Origin of the sequence: Macellibacteroides sp. (assembly GCF_050251695.1) — a bacterium.
Taxonomy (GTDB): domain Bacteria; phylum Bacteroidota; class Bacteroidia; order Bacteroidales; family Tannerellaceae; genus Macellibacteroides; species Macellibacteroides fermentans.
In genome coordinates this window covers 4,290-10,874 of sequence record NZ_JBFWMI010000106.1, presented here as the reverse complement: position 1 = coordinate 10,874, position 6,585 = coordinate 4,290, and the positions used below count along the sequence as shown (strand labels likewise).

Genomic DNA, 6,585 nt, shown 5'->3' with positions numbered 1-6,585 from the left:
ACATCCTTCAGGATATAACCGTTGCCCGAGGCAGGGATGCCGTCGTTGTCGTTAAAGGAGGTCATATAGGTAGCTGCTCCGGCTTTGGCTGCCGCCTCGAAAGAGGGCAGGTACACATTGCGAAGCAACCGTTCCGGAATATGGGTGGAGTTATAGTCGCGGCCACCTTCTGCTGCCCCGTAGCCCACAAAGTGCTTCGGACAAGCGGCGATGGAGGAGGGATTGTTCAAAGAATCTCCCTGGAATCCCTTCACCATGGCGGCACCCAATACCGAAGTTAGGTAGGTGTCTTCACCCAGACTCTCCGCAATGCGGCCCCAGCGAGGGTCGCGGGAGATATCCACCATCGGTGCGAAAGTCCACCGCACCCCTACCGAAGAGGCTTCGATGGCGGCGATGCGCGCTCCCTTCTCGATCAGATCCGGATTGAACGAAGCCGCCTGTCCCAGCGGAATAGGGAAAATCGTCTTGAATCCATGGATCACATCACGGCCCACAATCAGCGGAATGCCCAGGCGCGACTGCTCCACTGCCGTACGTTGGTAGGCATTGATGGTCTGCGGATCTGCCACATTGAGGATCGAACCCACTTCACCCTTCTTGATCAGCTCGGCAATTGCTTTAGGATCATCCCAGGGGCTGATCTGATTCATCTGGCCGATCTTCTCTTCCAGCGTCATCTGGGAAAGCAAGGCCTCCACCCTCTTCTCCACATCGTTGCTTTTTACCGAAGTGGAGCTTTGGCATGAAACCAATATGGCCGATGATATGGCAATCAGTACGTTCAATTTCATACTTGCTCGTTTCATCTGTACATTCTTTATTTTAATTCTTTATTACTTTGTCCGAATGACTGCTTACACCGTTGGTTGCTGTAAACACATACAATCCTTTGGCCCATCCGGAACAATCAATGATGGTATCTTCCATGCAATTGGTCAGCTTTTCAATGAGTCTGCCCTGTAAATCGGTTACGCTTACAGTATATTTCCTCGAATTGTCCGACGACACCACTACCCTGTCCCGTGCCAGCGTAGGCGTAATGGTGAAGGGCGAATCGGCCTGCGCGTCAAGAGCAGGACGGTCGGTTTTGACCGATTGATAGACACGTACGTAATCAATTTCGTAGGTAGCGGGACAAACATTCTCGTCTATGCCCATCAGTCCCCCCCAGTTTCCTCCGATAGCCAGATTCAGCTTCAGGTAAAAAGGAGCATCGAAAGGCCAGGTGTTTTTATCACCCAACTTATCGTTGGCAAAGGTGAAATAGGGAATCCCATCTACATAGCCTGTTATCTTATCTTCCGTCCACTCCAGTCCGTACACGTGAAATTCCGTTTCGGCATTGGCAATGTTTTTAGTCGCCGTTTTTTCCGTATGCGCCACGTGATTGTAACTTTGGGTATGTACGGACGACTGGGTGACATTTGGCCTGTATCCCACATATTCCATGATATCGATCTCTCCGTCCAACGGCCATGCAGTAAAATTCTGAGGCATCATCCAGAAGGCAGCCCACGAACCTCGTTTGCCCGGCACTTTGGCTTTCATTTCGAAGTATCCGTACTTCCAGTTTTCTTTTGTATTCATCCGGATGGAAACGTAATCCATACTGAAATAACGCTTCTTAAGCGCTCTGATCTTCAGCGTTCCATCCGAAATAAGGGCCAACGTGTCTTCCCGTGCCACACCGGCCACATAATACTGCAGCTCATTGTTACCCCATCCGCTTCCGCCGGTTTCGTACCACCACTTGTTGGTGTCTGGCAACGAAGGTGTGGAAGCCGAAAACTCGTCGGACCAAACCAACGAGTAGCCCTCGGGGGTCTGCGCCCGACCAAGCAGGCAGCAGCACCCCAGAAGGATAATCTGTACTAAAACACTTCTATAACACATTATTTACTTTTTAAAACGAAAGTCATCAAAGAAGAAAATACCCGGACCTGCATGTCCTTCGGCTCCGAACTGAATTACAATCTTATCGTAATCCTGGCGGGTGCTTACGCCGCTGAAATCGAAGGTAAGTTCAATCCATTTGTCGGTTTCCAGATCGGCTTTCACAATTTCGGTCTGCGTCTGCCATGCGTTACCGCCCTTGCTTGAATCCTGTAGCTTAACTGCAACCTGACGTTTCAGCTTAGCATTGGTAATCCAGTCGCCCGCAACAGGGAAGTCGGTTACATAGTCGTTGTAAGAAGGCAGGTAAACCTTGATGGAAACCTTGTTCTGTTCGGTAAGGTCAAACTTATATCCGCTAGCGGTAAAGAAGATATTGGAATAGAAAGCATCCGATTTCTCGTAAAGGAATACTTTTCCCGAACGATTTATACCCAGAGGAGCCGGATTTGAATAATAAGGATCGAATAAAGAGCCCATATCCTCTTGTCCGAATACAACTTTAGGAACAGACGATTCGAAGTCGTCGGCCAGAGGAATTGCCTTCAAAGGAATAACAACCACCGGTTTGATATTCTTTTCCTTAGGAATCAAACGATACCACCATCCGTTTCCGTTCTCGGTCGTACTTGCACATTTAAGGTACATCTCGTCTGCCGTAAGTTTCAAGATCTCGTAAGTAGAGGTTCCGGCATAATGTCCGAAGAAAGCACCGTCACTCAAGGTGATTGTCTTACCAGCTTCATTCAATGCAAAGGTATAGGCAGGCTTTGGAGCATAGGTTACGTCGAAATCGCCCGCACCCGGAACAACCGAAGTTGAAAAACCTAAAGCAGCCAGAGCGGCACGACCGTTTTCGTTGGTATATACTTTACCGTTGTTTTTCCATTCCAACTTTACTCCCACCTGCGTGAAGGTAAACTCCTGGGTATACAAAGAGCTCTCTGTCTTGCCTTCGGCCGGACAGCTCCACCAGCTCGGACCACTGTCGGCAACCGGACCTACCCCGAAGTGACCGTCGTGGTATTGGTCAAATACCCATGTCTTACCATTCAGGTTGGCTGCACCACCCGTAAGGGCATTGTACATCGGTGTGTCAAGCAATGACATGTCGTCGTTAGCCACATTGATCGTTTTAGAGATACTTACCGAACCTCCTGTTGTATAGAGCGTCATTACGATTGTATAATCGCCCTTGAACGGGAAGCTTGCCTGGGCAGTTTCTCCTTTGGCTTTTGTTCCATTACCCAAATCCCAGGTGGCGACACCTTTGATTTTGGATGTATTCTTGAAATCAATCACATTGGCTTTAGACGCCGTCGGGGTCACATCAAAATCCAACTGGTCGGCTGTTGGCTTCGCGCCCAATGAATAATCCGAACTATCCTGAGGCTCGCACGCAATCATCAATAAGATGGACAAGAATGCGAATACCCCTAATTTTATGTTATTTTTCATATGATATGCTTATTAGATTTCTTAAAATTAATAACCGGTATTCTGCTTAAGCAAGAATTCGCCGTCTGTTTTCTCAATTTCAGATTGAGGAATAGGAAGGTACTTGCAATAGTCTTTCCATGTTCTGTTGGAAGAATACGCCGGAAGGTTCTCGCTCAGAATTGAAGTATCTCCCCAACGAACCAAATCCCAGAAACGAAATCCCTCGCCTAAGAATTCGCGGCGACGCTCAAGCTTAACATTTGCGGCTGTTGCCGGAATGGAAGGAAGGCCGGCACGGAAGCGGATCTGGTCCAAACATTCCTGTGCAGTGATGCCACTGGGTGCAACACCCTGGATAGCCATCAGGTCGGCAGCATTCAGCAATACCTCGGCATAGCGGAAAATACGGAAATTATTTTCAAAGTTAAGATCGATGTCTCCGGGAGGAGGGTTATATCCTTTACGGGCAGCATATTTAGCCATAAAGTAACCGGTGTTCTGGAAGCGTACGGTATAGGTTCCGTCTTCAAAATGGTTGATTGAACCTTCTCTGCGTTCGTCGCCTTCCTCAAACATATTCCATGCAGCAGCACGAACAGGACCAAATCCCCATCCTCCGATAAAAGTATCAGATCCGCTCAATCCGTTGGGAGATATAAAGGCAGGAAGATTCGTTCCGTAACCCTGCCAGCTGGCGCCCCATGTCTTTCCTTCGGGAAGCTGGTTCGATTCAAAGATGGATTCGTCGCAGAATTCACCCTCTTTCACCCAGATACTGGCAAAGTCATCCATCAGACGGTATTTACCGCTGCTGATAATCTCATTCATATCACTCAAAACCTGAGCATATCTGGTCTGATCCTTCTGGTACATAACCACACGGGCTCTCAACATCATGGCAGCCGCTTTGTTAACGCGACCATCGTTTACAGCCGTGGTACGCATCGGAAGCTTGTCGCCTTCAATGGCAAAGTCTACATCCTCTAAAATTTCCTTGTATATTTCGTCGGCTGTATACTGTTTAGCCATATACGGAGCAGGCAGATCTTGTTCAAAATAGGGAATATTACCCCAGAATTTCCACAACCAATGTACATAGTAGGCACGTAAGAAATGAGCCTCTGCCTTGTATTGGTTCAGTTTGGCTTCGGGAACATCCACCGCATTTTCGCATGCCAGGATTACATTATTACAACGGCTTAATCCGTTGTAATAAATTTGCCACAAACCCATGGGCAACTCTGTTGATGTTGCATCCAACTGCGACAAGCGGTATAGTTGTCCCTGGTCGCCGGCATCGCCGCCTCCCTTGAAGATATCATCCGAACGAAGGTCGGACAACAACGGGATACTGTTGTAATTGCCGTTGGCGTAGCTGTCGAAAAGCAGTATCTGGTAACAAGCTCCCAGGTTGGAAAGAATGGCTCCCTCCGTGGCTGCACCACCCGCCTCCTGCGATTCGGTAGGGTGATTGGTAAGGAAATCGTCGCCGCAGGAACTGAATCCGATTACGGCCGCTAGTAACAAAATGAATTTATACTTTTTCATATACATACTTTTTTAAGATTAGAAAGTAAGGTTTGCACCTACTGAAATTGTTCTCGACTGAGGATAGATCCCTTTGTCTACTCCGATATTAAAGTAATCTCCCGCTGCAATTTCCGGATCAAATCCATCATATGAGGTGAATGTGAAGAGGTTTTCGGCTGTTACAAACAAGCGTAAACGTTGTAATGAAGCCTTTTCAAGCAAAGAGGATGGTAACGAATATCCCAACTGAATGGTTTTAAGACGTACATAGGAACCATCTTTGATGTATAAGTCGGACGAACGCCAGTTACGGTTGGGGTTCACAGCCGTCATACGCGGAATCTTATTGGATGTTCCTTCACCGATCCAGCGGTCCAGCATCCAGGACGGACGGTTCATGGCCTGGATATCTCCACGTTGTGAGAAATCGAAGACATCATTACCGGCTGTTCCCTGGAAGAACAGATTCAAATCGAATCCTTTCCAATCGGCACCCAGGCTCAGACCGAAGGTCCAATCGGGCATTCCCTTACCAATCTTAGTCTTATCGGCATCTGTAATCTTACCATCAGGCGTGTTGGATTTCTCGCCGGCTATATCCAGGAAGATAACATCTCCGGGCTGTGCCTTTTCACCATATTTGCTGTTGTACTCGTCGGCTTCTTGCTGACTCTGCAGGATACCGCCGGTTTGATAACCATAGAAGTAGGGATATACCTCACCGTTTCTACCTTTTACATAACTTCCCACACCCGATGCACCGGCATCGGCATAGATGGCTTCACCCGATGCATTACCCAGTTTAATGAGCTTATTGTTGAGGTAAGATGCATTGGCTCCTACGTTGAACGAGAAATCGTTGATCTTAAGTTTGTATGTTGATTCAAATTCGAGACCCCAGTTCTGCATATCACCTGCATTGGCGATGGGAGCACCTTTTCCAACATAGGCAGGAATCGGTTGATCCATCAACATACCGTTGGTTTTTTTCTTGAAATAGTCGAATCCGAAAGTCAGCGAATTATTAAAGAAACGAGATTCAAAACCTAAATCCAGCTGCTCAGACTCTTCCCATTTAACATTCGGATTGGCAATTTTAGAGGGACTGCTACCATATTGCATCTTTGCATTATCGCCCGAACCAAAGTAGTAATTCTGTCCACCATCCATCAAGCTGGTATAACGGAACTGTCCGATACGCTCGTTACCGTTCTTACCCCAGCTGGCACGAAGTTTCAGGTTGCTGAACCAATCGGGACGGCTATCCATAAATGCTTCGTTTGTAACATTCCAGCCTAAAGATACTGAAGGGAAAACAGCCCATTTATGATTGGGTCCGAAATTGGACGAACCATCACGACGTACTGTAGCCTGAATCATATAACGTTCGTCGAAGTTGTAGTCGATACGACCGAAATAAGATGCCAGCGTCTGGTTGGAGAATCCTCCTGTTCCACCTGCCACGCGCTCTTCATCACGATCTGCAATGGCCGAATTGATGTTAGCCTTGTCGGGATTGGTTTCCAGCAAGTCGTAATCGTCACCATACAATTCACGCAAGGTGTATTCCTTGGCCGACTGACCCAACAAAACGGTCAGGTTGTGCTTGTCGTCGAATGTTTTGGTATAGGTAAGTGTATTTTCAACCTGCCAGGTAAAACCACGGTGCATGTTTGAGAATACAGAGCTCTGGGTGATATTCTTACCCTGCGTAGCCAG

At 47.6% G+C, this 6,585-nt stretch carries 5 protein-coding genes; all 5 read right to left on the bottom strand.

Annotated features, from left to right (window positions below):
* Positions 1-809, bottom strand: an 809-nt coding sequence (locus AB7E53_RS12895) for a glycoside hydrolase family 3 protein (RefSeq protein WP_446776089.1), incomplete at its 3' end; no start/stop codon positions are given.
* A 16-nt stretch (positions 810-825) separates the two neighbouring features.
* The gene (locus tag AB7E53_RS12890; RefSeq protein WP_446776087.1) at positions 826-1,896 is read right to left on the bottom strand and encodes a family 16 glycosylhydrolase; all 1,071 of its coding nucleotides are present in this window, start codon (positions 1,894-1,896) and stop codon (positions 826-828) included.
* Between the two features lie 3 nt (positions 1,897-1,899).
* Positions 1,900-3,354, bottom strand: a complete 1,455-nt coding sequence (locus AB7E53_RS12885; RefSeq protein WP_446776085.1) for a PKD domain-containing protein — start codon at positions 3,352-3,354, stop codon at positions 1,900-1,902.
* Between the two features lie 27 nt (positions 3,355-3,381).
* Positions 3,382-4,884: a RagB/SusD family nutrient uptake outer membrane protein gene (locus AB7E53_RS12880; RefSeq protein WP_446776083.1), complete on the bottom strand. Its 1,503-nt coding sequence runs from the start codon at positions 4,882-4,884 to the stop codon at positions 3,382-3,384.
* A gap of 18 nt (positions 4,885-4,902) precedes the next feature.
* On the bottom strand, positions 4,903-6,585 hold a 1,683-nt coding region (locus tag AB7E53_RS12875; protein WP_446776081.1), incomplete at its 5' end, for a SusC/RagA family TonB-linked outer membrane protein.